General features: G+C 67.5%; 20 protein-coding genes. 17 read left to right on the plus strand and 3 right to left on the minus strand.

From position 1 onward, the window contains the following. The first annotated feature begins 50 nt into the window (after window positions 1–50). The 11 genes from atpB to ACFUCU_RS00485 all read left to right on the plus strand — a co-directional run bounded on the left by atpB (window position 51) and on the right by ACFUCU_RS00485 (window position 11,411). Window positions 51–851: a F0F1 ATP synthase subunit A gene (gene atpB / locus ACFUCU_RS00435; RefSeq protein WP_146337178.1), complete on the plus strand. Its 801-nt coding sequence runs from the start codon at window positions 51–53 to the stop codon at window positions 849–851. An 80-nt stretch (window positions 852–931) separates the two neighbouring features. After that, the gene (gene atpE, locus ACFUCU_RS00440) at window positions 932–1,150 is read left to right on the plus strand and encodes an ATP synthase F0 subunit C (protein ID WP_003804776.1); all 219 of its coding nucleotides are present in this window, start codon (window positions 932–934) and stop codon (window positions 1,148–1,150) included. Window positions 1,151–1,204: 54 nt separating this feature from the next. Beyond that, window positions 1,205–1,756: a F0F1 ATP synthase subunit B gene (locus tag ACFUCU_RS00445; RefSeq protein WP_364134739.1), complete on the plus strand. Its 552-nt coding sequence runs from the start codon at window positions 1,205–1,207 to the stop codon at window positions 1,754–1,756. Further along, window positions 1,756–2,580 (plus strand): F0F1 ATP synthase subunit delta, encoded by an 825-nt coding sequence (locus ACFUCU_RS00450; RefSeq protein ID WP_364134742.1) that lies wholly within the window; start codon window positions 1,756–1,758, stop codon window positions 2,578–2,580. Before ACFUCU_RS00445 ends, ACFUCU_RS00450 begins: the two co-directional genes overlap by 1 nt. Before the next feature lie 87 nt (window positions 2,581–2,667). Continuing rightward, on the plus strand, window positions 2,668–4,305 hold the full coding sequence (atpA, locus tag ACFUCU_RS00455) for a F0F1 ATP synthase subunit alpha (protein WP_290257405.1): 1,638 nt from the start codon (window positions 2,668–2,670) through the stop codon (window positions 4,303–4,305). Between the two features lie 76 nt (window positions 4,306–4,381). Further along, the gene (locus tag ACFUCU_RS00460; protein ID WP_364134744.1) at window positions 4,382–5,275 is read left to right on the plus strand and encodes a F0F1 ATP synthase subunit gamma; all 894 of its coding nucleotides are present in this window, start codon (window positions 4,382–4,384) and stop codon (window positions 5,273–5,275) included. An 82-nt stretch (window positions 5,276–5,357) separates the two neighbouring features. Next, the gene (gene atpD, locus ACFUCU_RS00465) at window positions 5,358–6,812 is read left to right on the plus strand and encodes a F0F1 ATP synthase subunit beta (RefSeq protein WP_290257407.1); all 1,455 of its coding nucleotides are present in this window, start codon (window positions 5,358–5,360) and stop codon (window positions 6,810–6,812) included. 1 nt (window position 6,813) lies between these two features. Continuing rightward, window positions 6,814–7,098 (plus strand): F0F1 ATP synthase subunit epsilon, encoded by a 285-nt coding sequence (locus tag ACFUCU_RS00470; protein WP_290257408.1) that lies wholly within the window; start codon window positions 6,814–6,816, stop codon window positions 7,096–7,098. A gap of 10 nt (window positions 7,099–7,108) precedes the next feature. After that, window positions 7,109–7,540 carry a DUF2550 domain-containing protein gene (locus ACFUCU_RS00475; protein ID WP_290257409.1) on the plus strand — a complete coding sequence of 144 codons (432 nt, stop codon included), beginning with the start codon at window positions 7,109–7,111 and terminating at the stop codon, window positions 7,538–7,540. 5 nt (window positions 7,541–7,545) lie between these two features. Further along, window positions 7,546–8,916 (plus strand): alpha/beta hydrolase, encoded by a 1,371-nt coding sequence (locus ACFUCU_RS00480; protein ID WP_377969981.1) that lies wholly within the window; start codon window positions 7,546–7,548, stop codon window positions 8,914–8,916. Beyond that, entirely contained in the window at window positions 8,913–11,411 is a 2,499-nt protein-coding gene (locus tag ACFUCU_RS00485; RefSeq protein WP_377969983.1) for a rhomboid family intramembrane serine protease, read from the plus strand. Before ACFUCU_RS00480 ends, ACFUCU_RS00485 begins: the two co-directional genes overlap by 4 nt. Window positions 11,412–11,506: 95 nt before the next feature. Here ACFUCU_RS00485 and ACFUCU_RS00490 read toward each other — a convergent pair whose 3' ends face one another. Further along, window positions 11,507–11,710: a cold-shock protein gene (locus ACFUCU_RS00490; RefSeq protein ID WP_003804766.1), complete on the minus strand. Its 204-nt coding sequence runs from the start codon at window positions 11,708–11,710 to the stop codon at window positions 11,507–11,509. 284 nt (window positions 11,711–11,994) lie between these two features. Continuing rightward, a complete protein-coding gene (gene nucS / locus ACFUCU_RS00495) occupies window positions 11,995–12,690 on the minus strand; it encodes an endonuclease NucS (protein WP_290257414.1) in 696 nt (231 codons plus the stop codon). 77 nt (window positions 12,691–12,767) lie between these two features. Between nucS and ACFUCU_RS00500 the strand changes: the two genes are divergently transcribed. Together ACFUCU_RS00500 and ACFUCU_RS00505 are read left to right on the plus strand one after the other, a co-directional pair. After that, window positions 12,768–13,112 carry an ATP/GTP-binding protein gene (locus tag ACFUCU_RS00500; protein WP_290257415.1) on the plus strand — a complete coding sequence of 115 codons (345 nt, stop codon included), beginning with the start codon at window positions 12,768–12,770 and terminating at the stop codon, window positions 13,110–13,112. 51 nt (window positions 13,113–13,163) lie between these two features. Beyond that, the gene (locus tag ACFUCU_RS00505; RefSeq protein WP_377969985.1) at window positions 13,164–13,958 is read left to right on the plus strand and encodes an alpha/beta hydrolase; all 795 of its coding nucleotides are present in this window, start codon (window positions 13,164–13,166) and stop codon (window positions 13,956–13,958) included. Window positions 13,959–13,995: 37 nt separating this feature from the next. Here the strand turns inward: ACFUCU_RS00505 and ACFUCU_RS00510 are convergent, their stop codons facing one another. Then, on the minus strand, window positions 13,996–15,171 hold the full coding sequence (locus ACFUCU_RS00510) for an AI-2E family transporter (RefSeq protein ID WP_377970774.1): 1,176 nt from the start codon (window positions 15,169–15,171) through the stop codon (window positions 13,996–13,998). A gap of 297 nt (window positions 15,172–15,468) precedes the next feature. Here ACFUCU_RS00510 and ACFUCU_RS00515 point away from each other — a divergent pair, with 297 nt between their 5' ends. From ACFUCU_RS00515 to ACFUCU_RS00530, 4 genes are read left to right on the plus strand one after another with little or no spacing between them, the layout of a single operon-like run. After that, a complete protein-coding gene (locus ACFUCU_RS00515; protein ID WP_377969987.1) occupies window positions 15,469–17,322 on the plus strand; it encodes a hypothetical protein in 1,854 nt (617 codons plus the stop codon). A gap of 34 nt (window positions 17,323–17,356) precedes the next feature. Continuing rightward, window positions 17,357–18,355, plus strand: a complete 999-nt coding sequence (locus ACFUCU_RS00520; RefSeq protein ID WP_377969989.1) for a co-chaperone YbbN — start codon at window positions 17,357–17,359, stop codon at window positions 18,353–18,355. Further along, entirely contained in the window at window positions 18,355–19,455 is a 1,101-nt protein-coding gene (locus ACFUCU_RS00525) for an NADH:flavin oxidoreductase/NADH oxidase (protein WP_377969991.1), read from the plus strand. The genes ACFUCU_RS00520 and ACFUCU_RS00525 overlap by 1 nt, the downstream gene beginning before the upstream one ends. Before the next feature lie 21 nt (window positions 19,456–19,476). Then, window positions 19,477–19,824 (plus strand): DUF3039 domain-containing protein, encoded by a 348-nt coding sequence (locus tag ACFUCU_RS00530; RefSeq protein ID WP_290257420.1) that lies wholly within the window; start codon window positions 19,477–19,479, stop codon window positions 19,822–19,824. Window positions 19,825–19,882: the final 58 nt, after the last annotated feature.

The raw sequence follows: 19,882 nt of genomic DNA on the forward strand, positions 1-19,882 counted from the left end.
GTCGCTCCCCGCCCAACGCCCAATGATGGACACTGCAGAGAGGAAACGCGTTGATCGCGCTTGCGCTCCCGGCCCAAGATTCAGGAGAGTTTACTCCTCCCGGAATTGAACAAATGCACCTGCCGGCAATCCTGCCCTGGGGTGCTGCCGAAGGATTCTCCAAGCAGATGCTGCTGGTGATCCTCTCGGTCGTCATTATCGCCACCTTCTTCGTGCTGGCCGCGCGGAAGCAGCAGCTCGTTCCGGGCAAGCTGCAGTTCGCCGGCGAGGCCGCCTACGGTTTCGTCCGGAACGGCATCGCCAAGGACATCATCGGCGGCAAGGACTTCATCAAGTACGTCCCGCTGCTGTTCAGCCTGTTCTTCTTCATCCTGGTGAACAACATCTACGGCGCCATCCCGGTGATCCAGCTCCCGAGCTTCTCCCACGTCGGCGGCGCCTACGTGCTGGCAGCCATCGTCTACGTGACCTGGATTGCCATCGGCATCAAGAAGAACGGCCTGAAGTACTTCAAGCTGGCCACGGTCCCCAGCGGCGTGCCGGTCTACATTCTTCCGATCGTTATCCCGATCGAGATCATCTCCAACTTCCTGGTCCGCCCGGTGACGCACAGCCTCCGTCTGTTCGCCACCATGCTGGCCGGCCACCTGATCGTGATGATCGCCGGTTCCGGCATCGAGTTCCTGGTCATGCAGGAGAACGTCCTGCTCAAGGGCGCCTCGGTTCTGGTCCTCGCCGGCTCGCTGGCGATGTACATGCTGGAGGCGCTGATCATGGCGCTGCAGGCGTACGTCTTCACGCTGCTGACCGCGATCTACATCGAAGGCGCACTGCACGCCGACAGCCACTAAGGCTCCAAAAGACTTCCCCTCCGGGGGATGAAGCAACCCAAACAACCTGCCACACGGGTGGCATCTTGAAAGGAAGAAAAATGGAAGGCTCCATCAACGGCTCCCTCAACCTCATCGGCTACGGCCTCTCCGCCATTGGCGGTGGTATCGGTGTGGGTCTCGTGTTCGCTGCTTACATCAACGGCGTTGCACGTCAGCCGGAAGCCCAGCGCGTCCTGCAGCCGATCGCATTCCTCGGCCTCGCGCTGACTGAAGCCCTCGCCATCCTCGGCCTGGTCTTCGCATTCGTTCTCAAGTAAACCTTCAGAACACCAGCGAACATCCAGAACCGAGTAGATAAGGACGGGTGAAATATGAAGCAGCTGATCATCTCAGCCGCCAGCGAGGCCGGGTCAAACCCCCTCGTTCCCAACATCTGGGAAATGTTTGTCGTCCTCGTAGGCTTTGCTGTCCTCCTTTACATCGTGACGAAGTACGTTGTCCCGATGTTCGAGAAGAACTTCGCAGAGCGTGCCGAGGCGATTGAGGGCGGCATTGCCAAGGCCGAAAAGGCCCAGGCTGAGGCCACTGCGGCACTCGAAGAGTACAAGCAGCAGCTGACGGATGCCCGCACCGAGGCCAACCGCATCCGCGAGGAAGCCCGTGCCGAAGGCGCCCAGATCCTGGCGGATCTGAAGGAGAAGGCAGCTGCCGAGTCTGCCCGCATCACCGCCCAGGCACACGCCCAGATCGAATCCGAGCGCCAGGCGGCCGTTGTGTCGCTGCGCGCGGAGGTCGGCACGCTGGCCACCACGCTGGCAAGCCGGATCGTCGGCGAGGCCCTCACCGACGATGCACGTTCGGCCCGCGTGGTCGATCGTTTCCTGGCAGATCTGGAGAACCAGAGCGCAGGTGCAGCTAAGTAATGGCAGGTGTATCGAGCGAATCGCTGACCGCGGCACTCGCCGCGTTGGAGCCCACGCTTCCCAACGCGTCGCTGCAGTTGGCTAAGGAACTCTTCGGAATCCTGGGAACGGTGGACAGCTCCGCTGGCCTGCGCCGCGCCCTGACCGACCCGTCCCGCACCGGCAGCGAGAAGTCGGCGCTGGTCACGCAGCTGTTCAGCGGAAAAGTCTCCGCTGACGCCGTGCAGATCGCGAGCGGACTGGCCGGCTCACGCTGGGCATCGGCCCGCGACATCGGCGATGCACTCGAGACCCTGGCCGCCACGGTGGTCATTGCCGTTGCTGAAAACAAGTCGGCAGTCTCTGCCTCGGGCCTCAGCGGACTGGAGGAGCTGGAGAACGACCTCTTCAGCTTCAACCAGGCCGTCGACGCCAGCCACGAGGTTCAGCGTGCCTTGTCCGAGCCGCAGGCGAGCCAGGCAGCCAAGGCTGCCCTTGCCGCCAAGCTCGTCCCCGGTGCCAGCGAGGAGGCCAAGGTCCTCATCGGCCAGGCCGTCGCGCAGCCCCGAGGACTCAAGGTCACCCGGCTCGTCAGCCGTTTTGCGGAGCTTGCAGCCAAGCGCCAGCAGCGCTGGATTGCCACGGTCAGCGTCACCCGTCCGCTGACGGAGGCCCAGACCGGCCGGCTGCAGACGGCGCTCAACGCCCTCTACGGCCGCGAGCTGAAGCTCAACATGAACATTGACCCGGCACTGATCGGTGGAATCCGGATCCAGGTAGGCGACGAAGTGGTTGACGCTTCGGTCCTCGCCCGCCTGGGCCAGCTCCAGCGACAGCTTGCCTAGTCAGCCGGACAAGCACAACTTACCGACAAGAAACCCCGGTCATCGTGAGCAACGATGATCACGAAAACAGGAGAGCAGGGACTGCAGATGGCCGATTTGACCATCAACGCCGACGACGTCCGTAATGCGTTGAACGAGTTCGCGGCGTCCTACGAACCCGGTAACGCAGAGCGCGTAGAGGTTGGCCGTGTAACGACCGCAGGTGACGGCATCGCCCGTGTTGAGGGCCTCCCCTCGGTCATGGCGAACGAGCTGCTTCGCTTCGAAGACGGCACGCTGGGCCTCGCCCAGAACCTCGACGTCCGCGAGATCGGCGTCATCGTCCTCGGTGACTTCAAGGGCATCGAAGAAGGCCAGGAAGTGCACCGCACCGGACAGGTTCTGTCCGTACCCGTGGGCGACGCCTTCCTCGGCCGCGTGGTTGACCCGCTGGGCCAGCCGATTGACGACCTCGGCGAGATCAAGGCCGAGACCACCCGTGCCCTGGAACTCCAGGCCCCGGGCGTGACCCAGCGCAAGTCGGTCCACGAGCCGATGCAGACCGGCCTGAAGGCCATCGACGCGATGATCCCGATCGGCCGCGGCCAGCGTCAGCTGATCATTGGTGACCGCCAGACCGGCAAGTCCGCCATCGCGATCGACACCATCATCAACCAGAAGGCCAACTGGGCTTCCGGCGATGTGAACAAGCAGGTCCGCTGCATCTACGTCGCCATCGGCCAGAAGGCATCCACCATCGCGGCGGTCCGCCAGACCCTTGAGGATAACGGCGCGCTGGAGTACACCACCATCGTGGCGTCCCCGGCATCCGACCCGGCCGGCTTCAAGTACCTGGCACCGTACGCCGGTTCGGCCATCGGCCAGCACTGGATGTACGGCGGCAAGCACGTCCTCATCGTGTTCGATGACCTGTCCAAGCAGGCCGAAGCCTACCGCGCCGTGTCGCTGCTGCTGCGCCGCCCGCCGGGACGCGAAGCCTACCCGGGCGACGTCTTCTACTTGCACTCCCGTCTGCTGGAGCGTTGTGCAAAGCTCTCCGACGAGCTCGGTGCAGGTTCCATGACCGGTCTGCCGCTGATCGAGACCAAGGCGAACGACGTGTCCGCCTACATCCCGACCAACGTCATCTCGATCACCGACGGCCAGATCTTCCTGCAGTCGGACCTCTTCAACGCCAACCAGCGTCCCGCCGTCGACGTCGGTGTCTCCGTGTCCCGCGTCGGTGGCGCCGCCCAGGTCAAGTCCATGAAGAAGGTCTCCGGTACCTTGAAGCTGGAACTGGCCCAGTACCGCGACATGCAGGCCTTCGCCATGTTCGCCTCGGACCTGGATGCGGCTTCGCGCCAGCAGCTGACCCGTGGCGCACGCCTGATGGAACTGCTGAAGCAGGGCCAGTACTCGCCGTTCCCGGTTGAGGACCAGGTCGTTTCCATCTGGGCCGGCACCAACGGCTACCTCGACGACGTTCCGGTTGAGGACATCAACCGCTTCGAGACCGAGTTCCTGGAGCACCTCAAGCACAAGTCCTCCATCCTGACCACGCTGGCGCAGACCAACGTGATGAGCGACGACACCGCAGAAGCACTGAAGACCGCGATCGTGGACTTCAAGAAGGGCTTCTTCGGCGAGGGCGACAGCCTGCTGGTCGGTGCGGGGCACGAGGAGTACGCCCCGATCGATGAAGACCAGGTCGACCAGGAAAAAATCGTCAAGCAGAAGCGCTAGTTCCGTAGGCCGGGACTGCCGGATCCCTCGAGGGTCCGGCAGTCCCGGCCCAACGGAAGCTTAGGAAAGGATAAGTATGGGAGCCCAGATTCGGGTCTACCGCCAGAAGATCAGCTCGACGACGTCGATGCGCAAGATCTTCAAGGCGATGGAACTGATCGCTACCTCGCGCATCGGCAAGGCCCGCGCACGCGTAGCGGCTTCACTGCCTTACGCAAACGCGATTACGCGTGCCGTTTCTGCTGTCGCAAGCCAGAGCGAAATCGACCACCCGCTGGTGACCGAGCCGGAGCAGATCCGCCGTGCCGCCGTGCTGGTCGTCACCTCCGACCGCGGCCTCGCCGGGTCCTACTCCGCGACCGTGCTCAAGCAGGCCGAAGGCCTCGTCGAGCTGCTCCACGAGGAGGGCAAGGAAGTCAAGATGTACCTGATGGGCCGCAAGGCCCAGGCGTACTTCGACTTCCGGAACCGTCCGTACGAGCGGGTCTGGACCGGCAACACGGACGCTCCGCAGTTCGAGACCGCACGCGAGGTGGGCGAGGCCCTCCTGGCCGACTTCGCCGAGGTCTACGAAGAGGGCGGTGTGGACGAGATCCACGTCGTCTACACGCGGTTCAAGTCCATGGTGACGCAGGAACCGACGGTTATCCGTCTGCTCCCGCTGGAGGTCGTCGAGGAACAGGCTGCCTCCGAGTCGGAGCTGCTGCCGCTCTACGAATTCGAACCGGAGACGGAGCAGGTCCTCGATGCCCTGCTGCCGCGCTACATCGAGTCACGCATCTTCGCCGCCATGTTGCAGGCCGCAGCTTCCGAGCTCGCAGCCCGCCAGCGCGCGATGAAGTCCGCCGGCGACAACGCCACGGAACTCATCAAGAAGTACACGCGTCTGCGCAACACTGCCCGCCAGGCTGAAATTACGCAGGAGCTTTCCGAGATCGTGGCAGGCGCCGACGCACTGAACGCGTCCTAGCCTGCCCGTCACGGGCCCAGCTGTACCTGCACCACAGAACGAACTTAACCGCCCACGCCATCTACTGAGTGAAGTGAGAGAGATGACTGCCACTGCTACCGAACACGTAGCCGCGACGTCCGGTGCCACCGGCCGTATTGCACGTGTTATTGGCCCGGTTGTCGACGTCGAATTCCCGGCTGACGCAATCCCCTCGATTTACAACGCTCTCACCACCGAGATTTCTCTCAACGGTGAGACCAAGACCATCACCTTCGAAGTTGCGCTGCACCTCGGCGACAACCTCATCCGCGCCATCTCGCTGCAGGCGACCGACGGCCTGGTCCGCGGCACCACCGTGGTCGACACCGGTGCCCCGATCTCCGTGCCCGTCGGCGACGGCGTCAAGGGCCACATCTTCAACGTCCTGGGCCAGCCCCTGGACGTCGCGGAGTCCGAACTGCAGGTCTCCGAGCGCTGGCCGATCCACCGCAAGGCCCCCGCCTTCGCGACCCTTGAGGGCTCCACCGAGATGCTCGAGACCGGCATCAAGGTTATCGACCTCCTCACCCCGTACATCAAGGGTGGCAAGATCGGCCTGTTCGGCGGCGCCGGCGTCGGCAAGACCGTGCTGATCCAGGAAATGATCACCCGTGTTGCCCGCAACTTCGGCGGTACCTCGGTGTTCGCCGGTGTGGGTGAGCGCACCCGTGAAGGCAACGACCTCTGGGTCGAAATGGAAGAGGCAGGCGTCCTCAAGGACACCGCCCTTGTGTTCGGCCAGATGGATGAGCCGCCGGGAACGCGTCTGCGCGTGGCCCTTTCCGCCCTGACCATGGCGGAGTACTTCCGCGATGTGCAGAACCAGGACGTGCTGCTCTTCATCGACAACATCTTCCGCTTCACCCAGGCAGGCTCCGAGGTTTCCACCCTTCTCGGCCGCATGCCGTCCGCCGTGGGCTACCAGCCCAACCTGGCCGATGAGATGGGTCTCCTGCAGGAGCGCATCACCTCGACCAAGGGCCACTCCATCACCTCGATGCAGGCCATCTACGTTCCCGCGGATGACTACACCGACCCGGCTCCGGCAACGACCTTCGCACACCTCGACGCGACCACGGAACTCTCCCGTGAAATCGCTTCCCGTGGTCTGTACCCGGCCGTTGACCCGCTGACGTCGACCTCGCGCATCCTGGATCCGCAGTACATCGGCAACGACCACTACAACACGGCCGTCCGCGTGAAGCAGATCCTGCAGAAGAACAAGGAACTCCAGGACATCATCGCCATCCTCGGTGTCGATGAACTCTCCGAAGAGGACAAGATCGTCGTGTCGCGTGCACGCCGTATCCAGCAGTTCCTCTCGCAGAACACCTACACCGCCAAGCAGTTCACCGGCGTCGAGGGCTCCACCGTGTCCATCAAGGACACCGTGGAAGGCTTCGCGGCGATTTGCGACGGCGAGCTGGACCACATCGCAGAGCAGGCGTTCTTCAACGTCGGCGGCCTGGATGACGTCGAGCGCCAGTGGGCCAAGATCCAGGAACAGACCAAGTAATATGGCTGAGCTTGAGGTTGAGATTGTCGCAGCGGACCACTTCGTGTGGTCCGGAGCGGCCAAGATGGTCAAGGCCCGCACCAGCGATGGTGAAATCGGAATCCTGCCCGGCCACTCGCCCCTGCTGGCGATTCTGGCCGAAGGTGAACTGGCCATCGAGCCTGTTTCCGGTGACCGCATCGCAGTGGACGTTGACGGCGGATTCTTCTCCGTCGACAACAACCGCGTGGTGATCGTGGCCGACAACGCCCAGATGGGTGATTCGGCTACTGCGGGGATCCGCTAGCCCTACCTTGATGGACGATACTGGTCTTCCGTTCATCATCCTGGCAACGGCGTTTGCGTTGCTGGTCTTTGCACTGTGCCTCTCCGGGGTGCGCCGCATTAATCTGCGGCGCGCCCTGGGCACGGTGGACGCCTCCATTTGCGTAGCTGGAAACAGCTGGCAGATGGGGGTTTGTCGTTATCAGGACAACGACCTCGAGTGGTTCCGTCTTGCCTCCCTGAGCGTCCGTCCGAAATACACCTTCCGCCGCAGCTCGCTGGAGCTGATCGGCCGGCGTCCGCCCACCGAAACCGAACTGGTGAAGGTGCAGCCGGAGTCCGTCATCGTTGAACTGCGCTACGAGGGCCGGGACGTCCTGCTGGCCATGCGCTTCGACGCGTACACGGGGCTCTCTTCCTGGCTTGAGGCCGGCCCCGTCATCGGCGTCGGCACCTGGCGCTAACCGCCTTGGACTTCGTCGAAGACATCCGGCTGGTGGACGGGCCGGTGCTCTGGGTTGCCTGGGCTGCCGCGGCCGCCGGTGCCGCCTACCTGCTGTGGAAGAGCGGCCGCCGGCATACCCCGGGAGCGACGGCGGTGGTCGTCGGCTCCGCCCTGCTGCTGGGCGCCGGGCTGGTCGCCGGAGTCCATCTCCTCCTGATCTACGTCCTGTCCGTCTTCCCCGAGGAACTGCCCTGGGAGACACTCGCCTGGAGTGTTCCCGGCGTCGCGGCCCTGCTGTTCTGGCTGCTCCGGCTGCACGGCATCTGGGGCCGCCGGCCGTTCCTGGCGGCCATCCCCGGACCCGTCCTGCCGGTGGTGCACCGGATCCGCGCCACCGCGGTGGCCACGGCCGCCCTGCTGGGCGTGCTGCTGCTCTCCGCCGTCCAGATCAACTCCTACTTCGGCCTCAACCACACCGTGAGCGACCTGACCGGCACCGCCGTCGCGCGCATTCCGGTGCTGGAGGACGCGTTGCGCAGGCAGCCCGGGGGAGCCGCCGCGGTTCCGTTGGCCGAGTGGACGGCCCCGAACGGCCTGCCGCCGGACGGCACGGTCCGCAAGGCCACCATTCCCGGCACGGCGTCCGGCTTCCAGAGCCGCGACGCCTACATCTACTTCCCGCCGGCGTACAGTGCCACACCCCGGCCCGCGCTACCCGTCCTGGTCCTCTTCTCCGGCCAGCCCGGGGCCCCGGCCGACTGGCTGACCGGCGGCGCCCTGCGCAGCCGCATGGACCGCTTCGCCGCGGACCACGGCGGGGTGGCCCCGATCGCGGTGGTGGTGGACCCCAATGGGTCCGCCTCCGGCAACACGCTCTGCATGGACAGCCGCATCGCCAAGGCCGACACCTTCCTCTCCCGCGACGTGCCTGACTGGATCCGGGCCACCCTCGACGTCGACGCCGACCCGCACCAGTGGGCCGCCGGCGGATTCTCCTTCGGCGCCACCTGTGCCATGGAGATGGTGACCCGCCACCCCGAGGTGTACAGCGCCGCCCTGGCGTTCTCCAGCGAAAAGGAGCCGTCCCTGGCCAAGGAGCGCCGCAAGACCATCGACGCCTCCTTCGGCGGCGACACCGCGGCCTTCGAGGCACAGACCCCGCTGCGCCTGATGCAGGAACGCCGGTACGAGGGCAACGCCGTGTATTTCGGCGCCGGCGAACGCGACCCCGAGTTCATCGAGTACATGGCCCTGCTCGCCGGGGCCGCACGGAAGGCCGGCTTCACCGTGGAGGACCACCGGATCGCCAACGCCGGGCACTCCTGGGAAGCGGCGTCGCGCGGCATGCCCGGCGGCCTGGACTTCCTCGCGCAGCGGTGGGGGATCAAGCAATGAGCGGGCTGCGCGGCATCCTCCGGCAGGCCCGTCAGCTCCCCGTCACCCTGTCGGTCCTGGCGCTCTTCCTCTTTGCCGGAGCGGCCACCGGCAGCTTCCTCGCCGGCCCGCCGGAAGCGCTGCTGGACTTCGCGTCCGTCAGCGTCCAGGGGCTGCAGGCCGGGCACTGGTGGACGATGTTCACCTCGCTGTTCTTCGCCACCAACCCGCTGGCGTACCTCGCGGCGTCGCTGATGATCCTTGGCCTGATGGGCGTGGCCGAGCGGCGGGTGGGCTCGCTCCGCACGGTCGCGTTCTTCCTCGCCGGCCAGTTCGCCGCGGTGTCCCTGTTCCTGCTGGTCACCCAGCTGGCGCGCTACGCCGGGGATGGCTGGCTGGGCCTGATGGTCGATGCCCCGCTGATAGGACCCTACGCGGCAATCCTCGCCGTGGCCCTGGCCGCCTGCGGGCTGCTGCCCACCCTGTGGCAGCGCCGGCTGCGGACCGCGGTGCTCTCGGTGGCCCTGCTGCTGGTGCTCTACGTGGGCCACCCCGAGACGGTGGTGGGCCTCTCCGGTGCCGTGGTCGGCTTGCTGGCCGGGTGGTGGCTGCAGGGGGACAAGGGCACCCTGCAGCGGCACCGATCCACCGGGCGCGAGACCCGGAACCTGCTCTCGCTCACCGTGGCGATCTTCGCCGTCGGGCCCATCCTCACCGCGGTGGTGCGGACCGCGAACGGTCCGCTGGCCTTGCTGCGCGACGTCGTGCTCAACCCGCTGCCCACGCTGAACCAGCTGGAGCAGAACTGCGGCGGCGCCGTGGATGCCTCGTGCCTGGAGGCGGGCCGGCTGGGCTTCGCCGGGCCACTGGGCCTGGCCCTGGCCGTGGTGCCGGTGGTCCTCCTGCTGATCTGCGCCGATGGCATGCGGCACGGACGGCAGCTGGCGCTGCGGATCGCCATCCTGGTCCAGCTGGGCGTGACGGCGCTGGCCGCGGTCTACCTGGCCCTGTTCGCCCGCATCCCGCATTACCCCAACCGGCCACACACTGCCATCATGGGCTCGGGCTTCGTGCACATCCTGCCGCTCGCGGCGGTGCCCCTGGCGCTGGTGCTGCTGCTGTTCGCCAACCGCCGGCTCTTCCGGGTCGAGACCACCCGGCGGGCCCGGCGGACCCTGGCCCTGACCGTGGGCGGGACCTTCCTGGTCCTGGCCGGCGCGTACACCGGCGCCTGGTTCGCCGCCGGGGGACTGGAGCGCGACGGCGGTTGGCTGGGCCTGGCGGCCGAGCTGGCGCGGCAGTACCTGCCGTTGCCCATCCCGGGGACCTACAACCGGGTCTTCCAGGACCGGAATCCCGTGGAGGCCTTCCTCTTCGCCTACTCCGGCATCGCCTTCTGGGTGGTGGCGCTGGCCGGGGTTTGGCTGGTGCTGCTGCGCCGGGCGCACGGCACCGACGCCGGCCACGGCGACCGGGAGGTGGCACGCCGGCTGGTGCACCAGGGCGGCGACTCGCTCTCCTGGATGGCGCTCTGGGAGCCGAACAAGTTCTGGTTCAACCAGGCCGCCCGCGGTGCGGTGGCGTATCAGCAGCACAACAACGTGGCGCTGACCCTCGGCGGACCGCTTGGACCCGCGGCGAACCGGCTGGATACCGCCGAAGGGTTCCTGGACTTCTGCGCGGACAATGCCCTGATTCCGTGCTTCTACTCCTGCACGGATGAAATCTGGCCGCTGCTGCAGGCCCGCGGCTTCCGGAGGCTGGCCGTTGCCCAGGAGACGCGCCTGGGCCTGCAGGAGCTGACCTTCAAGGGCAAGGAGTGGCAGAACGTCCGCACGGCGATGAACCGCGCGGCCAAGACCGGAGTGCACGCCGTCTGGGGCCGTTACCGCGACTTCTCGCCGGCGCTGCGCGCGCAGCTCAGCGAGGTCTCGGAGGAATGGGCGGCCCGGAAGTCCGTTCCCGAGATGGGCTTCACCCTGGGCGGCCTGGACGAGCTGATGGACGACGAGGTGCTGTGCTGCCTGGCCGTGGACGCCGAGGGCCGGGTGCAGGGCGTCACCAGCTGGCTCCCCGTGTACGACGGCGGTGCGCTGGTCAGCTGGACCCTGGACTTCATGCGGCGCCGCGGCGACGCCTTCCCGGGGGTGATGGAGTTCCTGATCGCCTCGGCGGTGACGGAACTGCGCGACTCGGTGGACGTCATTTCCCTCTCCGGATCGCCGCTGGCGCGCGACGAATCCCGCGACGAGGCCCGCGACGACGACTCCGACGGTGCCGGCGGCGAGGGCCTGGCCGGGATCCTGGACGTGGTGGGCCGGGCGCTTGAACCGGTCTACGGCTTCCGCTCGCTGGCGACGTTCAAGTCCCGCTTCAAGCCGGAGTACCGCACGCTCTACCTGTACTACCAGGACCCGCTGCAGCTTCCGGCCATAGGCCGGGCGCTCAGCCGGGCCTACCTGCCCGACCTGTCCGTGCGCCAGAGCGCCCGGCTGCTGCGGACGCTCGTGCGCTAGCGGGGACGGCGGAACGCAAAAAAATGATCCCCGGCAAAAGCCGGGGATCATTTTCTTTAGCCGGGAATGCTTCTAGCGCATTCCTGAAGACCTCATTAGACGACCGTGACGCCGGTGGCCTGCGGGCCCTTGGCGCCCTGGCCGATTTCGAACTGAACGCGCTGGTTCTCATCGAGGGTCTTGAACCCGCCGGTCTGGATTTCGGAGTAGTGGACGAAGACGTCGCCGTCGGAGTCATCCGGGGTAATGAAGCCGAAGCCCTTTTCAGCGTTAAACCACTTGACGGTTCCCTGAGCCATTTAATTCTCCTCATTGTCGAACTTGAGAAAGTCCGGCGCACCTTACGCCGGGCTTAGTCACTCCGCGGGAAGAACCTTGGCATCCGCCCGGGACTCCGGGTTTCGGCGTCAGGAGCTTCACGCTCGCAACATGTCTTGCGAGCATGAAAAACACCTACACAAAGACTGTTCTAAGAATTTCATGCCCCCACAGTCAGGTCAACGGGCGCGGCTGATAAATCCACAAATTTTATGTAACAAGCTGGTGAACCAATTGGCGCGTGATTGGGGTGCAATTGCCGCGCTTAGAAGAGGCGGGATTCGCTGTCGTCCACACCGCGCATCGCGTCATAGTCCAGCGTTACGCAATCAATGCCGCGGTCGGTGGCGAGGACCCTTGCCTGCGGCTTGATCTGCTGGGCGGCAAAGATACCGCGAACGGGAGCCAGGAGCGGGTCGCGGTTGAGCAGTTCGAGGTAGCGGGTCAGCTGTTCGACGCCGTCGATGTCGCCCCGGCGCTTCAACTCGATGGCGACGGTGCCGCCGTTCGCGTCGCGGGCCAGGATGTCCACCGGCCCGATCGCGGTGAAGTACTCGCGGCGGATCAGCGAAAATCCCTCGCCCAGGGTCTCGATCTGGTCAGCCAGCAGGCGCTGCAGGTCCGCCTCCACGCCGTCCTTGATCAGTCCAGGGTCCTGGCCAAGGTCGTGCGAGGTGTCATGGAGCTGTTCGTGGATGTTGATGATCAGCCGGTCGTCGGTCTTGGTGGACTGCACGGTCCACTGCTCGATCACGCCGACCTCGACGTCGACCTCGTCCGGGGTGGACACCCGGAGCCGGGCGGGCGGGCTCATCCAGTTCAGCGGCTTGTAGGAACCGCCGTCGGAATGGACCAGCACGGAGCCGTCCGCCTTGACCACCAGCAGGCGGGTGGCGAGGGGGAGGTGGGCCTTGAGCCGGCCGACATAATCAACGGAGCAACGGGCTATCACTAAACGCACCCGGTCAACACTACCGGCAGCGGGGAGGCGCCGCGGCGTGGACACCGTCAGGGGACCCGCTGGGGCAGAATGGGACCATGCCCCGTTCCAACCGCCCCCGCCGCCCCGCCCCGGGCAACGGGGGCGCCCGGCAGCCCGGCAAGCACGGCGGGCCGGTGCCCGAGCTGGACCTGGAACGCGCCCGGACCGGGATTGCCCGCCGGGAAAGCGCCCCGGACGGTGAATGGATGGTCCGGTCCATCTCGGCCAGCCGCGCCGGCAAGACCTATGTCTGCCCTGGATGTCTGCATGCCGTCCCGCCCGGAACCGCGCACCTGGTGGTCTGGTCCGAGGACCATCTCTTCGGTGCCGCCGCCGGGCTGGCCGAACGGCGCCACTGGCACACCAACTGCTGGACCTCGCGCACGTACCGGTACCGCTAGGCGCTCACTGCTCCCGCGGGTGCCGCCCGCAGCTTCGCTAAGCTGGAGGGCATGACTTTCGACCCGGCCTCGTACGACTTCACCCAGCCCGCCGCCCCGACCCCCATCCGGGCCGCCACGGTGCTGCCGGCACGGCGGGAGAACATCGAGCTGCGCACCGCGGACGGCCACCTGCTGGTGGGCGAACTCGCGCTGCCGGAGTCCGGCGAGGTCCGGGCCACCCTGATCACTTTGCATCCGCTGCCCACGCACGGCGGCTTTATGGATTCGCACGTCTACCGCAAGGCCTCCTACCGGCTGCCGGCCCTGGCCGGCGTCGCCGTGCTGCGCTTCAACACCCGAGGCACGTCCTCGCCCCGGGGAACCAGCGGCGGCAGCTTCGAGGAGGGCATCGGCGAACGGATGGACGTCGAGGCAGCGGTGCGGTTCGCGGTGGACCGTGGCCTGCCGAACCGCTGGCTGGTGGGCTGGTCCTTTGGCACCGAGCTGGCGCTCATGTACGGCGCGGTGGATCCCGTAGCCGGAGAGATCGAGGGCGCCATCCTGCTCTCGCCCCCGCTGCACCGCGCCACGGACGTGCACCTCAAGGAATGGGCTGCCGCGGGCAAGCCGCTCAAGGTCTTGGTCCCCGAACACGACGACTACCTGCAGCCTGCCGCCGCGGCCGAACGCTTCGCCCTGGTGCCCCAGGCCGACGTCGTCGGCGTCGACGGCGCCAAGCACCTCTGGGTGGGGGAGAAGTACGCCGGACGGGTGCTGAACGAGATCGTCGCCGAGGTCCTGCCGGGGACGGCTCAGCCGCTCCCCGAGGAGTGGGACGGCCCGGTGGCCACGGCGCACGCCTGAGCGGTGAGCGCCTGCCGGGGTTAGTGCTTGCCGGGGTTTAGTGCTTGTCCTGGCGGACGATGAAGATTTCCTTGACCAGGAGCATGATGGCCGCGGCCGTCGGGATCGCGATCAGCGCGCCGAGCACACCCAGCAGGCTGCCGCCGGCGATCACCGAGATGACCGCCACCGCGCCGGGCACCGCCACGGCCTTCTGCATGATGCGCGGCGAGACGAAGTAGGCCTCGAACTGCAGGTAGGCGAAGTAGCAGATCGCGAAGACGACGGCGGTCTGCCAGCCGGCGGTCAGAGCGATCAGGGTGACCAGGATGCCGGCGATCATGCCGCCGACCAGGGGAATGAAGGCTAGCAGCGCCACGACGAAGGCGAGCAGCACCGCGAACGGCACGCCCACGATGGTCATCACGATGAAGGCGAAGAGCGCGTTGAGCAGTGCCACGCAGACTTGGCCGATGACGTAGTTGCCGACCGAGCCGGTGATCTCCTCGGACAGGGCCTCCACGCGCGGCCGGCGGGAGCGCGGAGCCAGGCGGTAGCCCCACAGCTTCATCGAGGGCATCGCGGAGAGGAAGTACAGGCTCAGCACCAGGACGATCAGGGCGCCGAAGAGGCCGTTGGCGATGGTGGAGCCGACGCCCACCACGCCGCCGAAGATGCCGCCCATCGCGTCCGGGTTGTTGACGAACTTCTCGAGCTCCTGCGTGATCCGGTCCCGGACGCCGAACTGGCTGTCCAGGCTGCGGAAGAAGTCCGAGTCGATGAAGTCCTGGATCCACTTGGGGGCCTCCTGGACGATCTGGGTCACCTGGGCCACGATGGTCGGGATCAGGGTGGCGAAGAACCCGGCGACGGCAAGGGCCAGGACGGCCACCGAGACCAGGATGCCGGCCGGCCGGGGCACCTTGCGCTTCTCCAGCCAGCGCACCACGGGATCGAGCCCGAGAGCGATGAAGAGCGCGGTCAGGATCCAGAGCAGCAGTTGGGTGATGTTGGAGCCGATCCAGTAGACCAGCAAGGCCACACCGACGCCCACGGTCCCCATGAACCCGACGTAGAGCGGATGCTGCGCGGAAATCCGCGGCCCGGGACGGCCGAAGCGGGTCTCCTCGGTGTCCTCAAGATCGGCGTCGGCGTCGTCCAGGTGCTCCGGAGGCATCTCGAAGCGCAGCCGGGGCTGGGCGCCCGGCAGGGGCTGCCGCAGGCGGCGGGCCATCGCGGCCAGGAACCCGGCCGGAGCCTGGGCAGGCCGCGCGACGGATTCCGGGGGAGCTGCCTGTCCTGAGGGGGACGAATCCGTGGGGTCAGTCACTGCGCTGCAAGCCTTTTTCTCTCAATTTTCCCCGGAATTCCGCGGCTGCGGGGCCGGTGTGACGATCACCGCAAACACTATCAGCAGCCTTGCTACCGGGCGGATCGACGGGCCGGGACGGTTCGGAAAAGGGGCTTGACAAGCCGCCCGATCTGACTCGGAGGTAACAAAACGGTTACTCTTAAAACTACGTGTCCGCTGATGATAGGTAATATTTTGCGTTTCAAGACTGCAGTTGCACTTGTGCTGCTCGGCCTCCTGACACTGCTGGCGGGGATCGGGCAGAAGACAATCTGGGCTCCGCCGGCGACGGTGACGGCCAGCGTCCCGGCCAACGGCACCGCCGCGCCGCTGACGGTGGTCGACCAGAAGCTGCGCACCCTGCACGGCGGCACGGTCAAGATCCACGTCAAGGGTGAAGGCAACTTCCTGCTGGCCTCCGGCCGCCCCGACGACGTCAACGCCTGGGTGGGCAAGACGGCCCACAACACCATTTCCGGGCTCTCCGAGGACCGCAAGTCCCTGACCGTCGAGCACGCCGACGGCGAGGCCACCGCGCCGTCGCCCGCCGGTTCGGACCTCTGGGTCTCCACCGAGAACGCCAACGGCGAGCTGGACTACTCGTGGACTCCGCCGGCCGACGGCGACTGGTCGCTGCTGCTGGCCACCGACGGCACCAAGGCCGCCCCCTCGGACATTTCGATGACCTTCCCCAATGACACCTCCACGCCGTGGGCCATCCCGCTGATGGTTATCGGCGGGCTGCTGGTAGTCGGCGGCGTCGCGCTGCTGGTGCTGAAGCCCAGGCAGGGCGCGCCGCGCTCCGGCACCCCGGGCGACGGCGGTTCCGGCGATGGCGGCTCCGATAACTCCGGCTCCGGCGATGTCGAGGCCAAGGAGGCCACCGCCGGCAGCGCCTTCGCACGCCGGGCCCGGGCCCGCGCCGCCGACCGGGCCAAGGCCCGCGAGGCCGGCTCCACCCCGGCCGACGGGGACACCGGACAGGCCCCCCGGGCCGCAACCCTGTCCACGCGCCGCCGCGCCGCGGGTGCGGCCGTGGCCCTGCTGACCGCCACCGCAGTCGCCGGCACGGGCGTTGCCGCCCAGGCCAGCCAGTCGCCGTCGCCCGCCCCGAGCGGAAGCACCGGCACGGCCGCCCCCTCCGCCGGCGGGACCCCGATCCTGCTGGATGCCCAGTTCCGCCGGATCCTGGAACAGGTCTCCGCGGCCACGGACGCCGGTGACGCCGCCAAGGACGCGGCCAAGCTCGCCCCGCGCGTCGGCGGGACCGAACTCGAGGTCCGCACGCAGAACTACAAAATCCGCTCGCAGGTGGGCAGCTACGAATCCCGGATGCCCGTGCGCGCCACCAAGCTGCTGACCACCGTGGTGAGCTCCAAGCGAGACTGGCCCCGCTCCGTCATGGCAGTCACCCAGGGCGACGGCAACGTGGTCCCGCAGCTGCTGACGCTGGTCCAGGCGTCCCCGCGCGAGAACTACAAGCTGGTGGGTGCCACGCCGCTGCAGCCGGGAACCACCTTCCCCGCGATCAACCGCGGCGGCACGGAGACGCTGGGCGCCGACGACAAGTCCGGCCTGCTCTACAGCGGCCAGGAGGCCCTCGCTGGCCTGGGCGACCGCCTGACCAACGCCGACTCGGCCTTCAAGGACAAGCTCGCCGAGGGCCAGTCCTCGCCGTACATCGCCGACACCCTGGCCTACCAGGCCGACGTGGTGAAGTCCGGTGCCAACGGAAACTTTGCCTTCACCCACAAGGCCGTTCCCGAGGACACCGTGGTGTTCCGCACCGCCGACGGCGGGGCCCTGGTCCTGGGCCGGCTCAACTTCGGTTTCGACGGCACGCCGAAGAACTCCGGCGACAAGCTGACCATCGGGGACGACGCCGCGGCCCTGGCCGGCGGCAAGGAGACCAGCACCGGCATGGTCCTGAACTTCGCCGAGTCCGTGGCGGTCTACGTGCCGCCGGCGGGGTCCAAGGATCCGATGAAGCTGGTGGCCGCCACCCGCGGCCTGGTCGGGGCGAGCTTCAAGTAGTCCCGGCCGCGGGCGGAGTCGATAGAGTGGTTCCATGACTTCGCCCGCATCCCGCCCGGTCCCGCCCGCAGCCGCAAACCCGATCAACCTGCGGGGCGCCGTCGATCTTTCCTCGCTGAAGCAACGCCCCGCGCCGCCCGCCGGACCGGGGTCCACGCACGCCGGAGCCGCCCAGCCCGGATCCGCCCAGCAGCCAGCGGGCGGCGGCGCCGCCCCGTTGCGCGTCAACGTCACCGAGGCCAACTTCCAGGACCTGGTGGACCTCTCCGCCCGGGTGCCCGTCGTCATCGCCATGTGGGCCTCCTACTCACCCGGGTCCGGGGATCTGGTGGACGCCCTGGAGCAGATTGTCACCAGTTACGAGGGCCGCCTGGTTCTCGGCGCCGCCGATATCGAGGCCTTCCCGCAACTGGCCCAGGCGTTCCAGGTGCAGGCCGTTCCCACGGCCGTCGCCGTGGTGAAGGGCCAGCCCGTGCCGCTCTTCCAGGGTGGCGCCGACGAGCAGCAGGTCCGCAGCCTCTTCGATGAACTCCTCAAGGTGGCCGCCGCCAACGGCGTCACCGGCCGGATCGGCGGCGGTCCGGCCGCCGCGGAGGCCGAGGCCCCGCCGCTGCCCCCGTTGCACCAGAAGGCCTTCGACGCGATCGAGGCAGGTGACTTCGACGGTGCGGCCGCCGCGTACCGCCAGGCCCTCACCGAGATGCCCGCCGACGCCGACGCCAAGGTGGGCCTGGCCCAGGTGGAGCTGATGGGACGCCTGCAGGCCCTGTCCACCGAGGACGCCGACGCCGTCCGTGCCAAGGCCGCGGAGGAACCGGACAACCTGGACGCACAGCTGGCCGTCGCCGATCTCGACGTCGCCGGCGGGCACGTGGAGGACGGCCTGGGCCGGGTGGTGGCCTTCATCGGCCGGAACTTCGGACCGGAGCGGGAGACCGCCCGGGTGCGCCTGCTGGAACTCTTCGACGTCGTCGGCGCCACCGACGAGCGCGTGGCCAAGGCCCGCCAGAACCTGGCCCGGGTGCTGTTCTAATGGCGTCCGCACTCTTCAGCCCGCTGACCCTGCGCTCCCTGCGGCTCGAGCACCGCGGCTGGGTCTCGCCGATGTGCCAGTACAGCTGCGAACCCGAGACCGCAGAGGGCGTCCCCACCGACTGGCACCTGATGCACCTCGGATCGTTCGCCACCGGGGGAGCGGCCCTGATCCTCACCGAGGCGGCCGCCGTCAACCCCGCCGGGCGGATCAGCCCGCGGGACGCCGGCCTTTACAACGACGCCCAGGCCGAGTCCTGGACCAGGATCGTGGACTTTGTGCACCGGCACGGCACCGCGGAGACCAAGATCGGCACCCAGCTCTCGCACGCCGGCCGCAAGGCCTCCAGCTACTGGCCGTTCTCCGGCAAGACCGGCACCGTCCCTGCCGCCGAGGGCGGCTGGGACCCGGTGGGCCCGGGCACCGGTGCCTTCGACGGCTACGCGCCGCCCTCGGCCATGACCGGGGCCGAGATCGAGGGCGTGATCGCCGACTTCGTTGCCTCCGCCCGGCGGGCAGTGGAGGTGGGCTTCGACACCATCGAAATCCACGGTGCGCACGGTTACCTGCTCCACCAGTTCCAGAGCCCGCTGATCAACGACCGCACCGACGAATGGGGCGGCGACGAGGCGGGCCGGAACCGGCTCATGCTGGCCGTGGTGGACGCGGTGCGCGAGGTCATTCCTGACTCGATGCCGCTGTTGCTGAGGATCTCCGCCTCGGACTGGGCCGAGGGCGGCGTCGACGCCGAGGCTTCCGTCCGGCTCGCCCGCGCCGCCTCCGAGCGCGGCGTGGACCTGGTGGACGTCTCCAGCGGCGGCGCCGTAGCGCACCAGACGATTCCGGTGGGTCCCGGCTACCAGACCGGCTTCAGCGCCAAGATCCGACGCGAGGCCGGCGTCAAAACCGGCACGGTGGGATTGCTCACCTCCGCCGGCCAGGCGGAACACGCCGTGGCGACCGGCCAGGCAGACGGCGTGCTGATCGCCCGCGCGGCGCTCCGCGACCCGCACTGGTGGCTGCGCGCGGCCTTCGAACTGGGCCACGAGCTGGCCTGGCCGCCGCAGTACGAACGGGCCATGCCCCGGCGGACGTTCTAGCCAGCGGCTAAGATGGAAGCCATGACCAGCATGACGGAACCCCTGACGACGGCCCCCCAGAACGCCCTGGACAACGACCTCGACAACGACCCGATGCGCGAGCTTTCCGGCGCCGGGACGTCGACGGCGACGATCGAGCGTGAGGAACTGCGCCAGGAAGTGGAACCGGGAGACCGGGAGCGCTTCGCGCATTACGTCCGCAAGGAAAAGATCATGGAATCGGCCCTCTCCGGGGAACCCGTCATTGCCCTCTGCGGCAAGGTCTGGACCCCCGGACGGGATCCGAAGAAGTTCCCCGTGTGCCCCGAATGCAAAGAGGTTTACGAGGGGCTGCGCCCCGGCGGTGACGACGGCGGCTCCGGCAAGTAGGGCGTGGCATCCGGTTCAACCGAAAAAGATTGGTGTTTTTGTGCTTAGTGGGGCTTTT

The organism is Arthrobacter sp. NPDC057259, from assembly GCF_042668995.1.
Lineage (GTDB): Bacteria > Actinomycetota > Actinomycetes > Actinomycetales > Micrococcaceae > Arthrobacter.

Bases quoted from the DNA above. Each gene is read 5' to 3' on its own strand.
- atpE (WP_003804776.1), top strand. From the start codon at position 932: ATGGAAGGCTCCATCAACGGCTCCCTCAACCTCATCGGCTACGGCCTC.
- ACFUCU_RS00445 (WP_364134739.1), top strand. From the start codon at position 1,205: ATGAAGCAGCTGATCATCTCAGCCGCCAGCGAGGCCGGGTCAAACCCC.
- ACFUCU_RS00450 (WP_364134742.1), top strand. From the start codon at position 1,756: ATGGCAGGTGTATCGAGCGAATCGCTGACCGCGGCACTCGCCGCGTTG.
- atpA (WP_290257405.1), top strand. From the start codon at position 2,668: ATGGCCGATTTGACCATCAACGCCGACGACGTCCGTAATGCGTTGAAC.
- ACFUCU_RS00460 (WP_364134744.1), top strand. From the start codon at position 4,382: ATGGGAGCCCAGATTCGGGTCTACCGCCAGAAGATCAGCTCGACGACG.
- atpD (WP_290257407.1), top strand. From the start codon at position 5,358: ATGACTGCCACTGCTACCGAACACGTAGCCGCGACGTCCGGTGCCACC.
- ACFUCU_RS00470 (WP_290257408.1), top strand. From the start codon at position 6,814: ATGGCTGAGCTTGAGGTTGAGATTGTCGCAGCGGACCACTTCGTGTGG.
- ACFUCU_RS00475 (WP_290257409.1), top strand. From the start codon at position 7,109: ATGGACGATACTGGTCTTCCGTTCATCATCCTGGCAACGGCGTTTGCG.
- ACFUCU_RS00485 (WP_377969983.1), top strand. From the start codon at position 8,913: ATGAGCGGGCTGCGCGGCATCCTCCGGCAGGCCCGTCAGCTCCCCGTC.
- ACFUCU_RS00490 (WP_003804766.1), bottom strand. From the start codon at position 11,710: ATGGCTCAGGGAACCGTCAAGTGGTTTAACGCTGAAAAGGGCTTCGGC.
- ACFUCU_RS00500 (WP_290257415.1), top strand. From the start codon at position 12,768: ATGCCCCGTTCCAACCGCCCCCGCCGCCCCGCCCCGGGCAACGGGGGC.
- ACFUCU_RS00505 (WP_377969985.1), top strand. From the start codon at position 13,164: ATGACTTTCGACCCGGCCTCGTACGACTTCACCCAGCCCGCCGCCCCG.
- ACFUCU_RS00510 (WP_377970774.1), bottom strand. From the start codon at position 15,171: ATGGCCCGCCGCCTGCGGCAGCCCCTGCCGGGCGCCCAGCCCCGGCTG.
- ACFUCU_RS00515 (WP_377969987.1), top strand. From the start codon at position 15,469: ATGATAGGTAATATTTTGCGTTTCAAGACTGCAGTTGCACTTGTGCTG.
- ACFUCU_RS00520 (WP_377969989.1), top strand. From the start codon at position 17,357: ATGACTTCGCCCGCATCCCGCCCGGTCCCGCCCGCAGCCGCAAACCCG.
- ACFUCU_RS00525 (WP_377969991.1), top strand. From the start codon at position 18,355: ATGGCGTCCGCACTCTTCAGCCCGCTGACCCTGCGCTCCCTGCGGCTC.
- ACFUCU_RS00530 (WP_290257420.1), top strand. From the start codon at position 19,477: ATGACCAGCATGACGGAACCCCTGACGACGGCCCCCCAGAACGCCCTG.